This window comes from Polaromonas sp. P1_G4, from assembly GCF_056405475.1.
Genome location: NZ_JBFUCA010000913.1, coordinates 1 through 955, shown reverse-complemented (window position 1 = coordinate 955; position 955 = coordinate 1). Strand labels below are relative to the sequence as shown.

The 955-nt window shown below is 62.6% G+C and carries 1 protein-coding gene; it reads right to left on the bottom strand.

Translation table 11 applies throughout. From position 1 onward, the window contains the following. On the bottom strand, nucleotides 1–955 hold a 955-nt coding region (dnaJ, locus tag AC1D1X_RS24400), incomplete at both ends, for a molecular chaperone DnaJ (protein WP_477699501.1).

Below are 955 nucleotides of genomic sequence, written 5' to 3'. Positions count from 1 at the left end.
GTGTTTCTACTGTGATGTGGCAATACAGGTCACCGGGATAACTGGAGCGCACGCCCTTGATGCCCTTGCCGCGCAGACGGAACTGCTTGCTCGCCTGGGTGCCTTCGGGAATGTCGATGGCCGCTTTGCCGGCGAGTGTCGGCACTTCAATTTCCCCGCCCAGTGCGGCGGTGGTGAAACTGATGGGCACGGCGCAGTGCAGGTCGTCGCCGTCGCGCTCGAAGATGTCGTGCTTCTTCAGGCGGATCTCAATATAGAGGTCGCCAGGCGGGCCGCCATTGGTGCCCGGCTCACCGTTGCCGGTCGAGCGGATACGCATGCCGTCGTCGATGCCCGCGGGGATCTTGACTTCGAGTGTCTTGTTGTTCTTGGTCTTGCCCACGCCGTGGCAGGTCACGCAAGGCTCGGGAATCAGCTTTCCCGTGCCTTTGCACTGCGGGCAGGTTTGCTGCACGCTGAAGAAACCCTGGCGCATCTGCACCACGCCGTGGCCATGGCAGGTGGTGCAGGTCACCACTTTGGTGCCGGGCTTGGCGCCGCTGCCGTGGCAGGTATTGCAGTCGTCCCAGCTGGGAATGCGAATCTGTGCGTCCTTGCCGTTAGCGGCTTCTTCGAGCGTGATTTCCATGGCGTAGCTCAAGTCGCCGCCACGGTAAACCTGCCGGCCGCCGCCACGTTGTGCCCCGCCGCGCTGGCCGCCGAACACGTCGCCGAAGATGTCGCCGAAAGCTTCGGCAAAACCGCCAAAACCTTCCGCACCCGGGCCGCCGCGCATGTTGGGGTCTACGCCGGCATGGCCGTACTGGTCGTAGGCCGCGCGCTTTTGATCGTCGGAAAGCATCTCGTAGGCCTCTTTGGCCTCCTTGAATTTTTCTTCGGCAACCTTGGACGCATCCCCCTGGTTGCGGTCGGGGTGGTGCTTCATCGCAAGCTTGCGATATGCCTTCTTGATGTC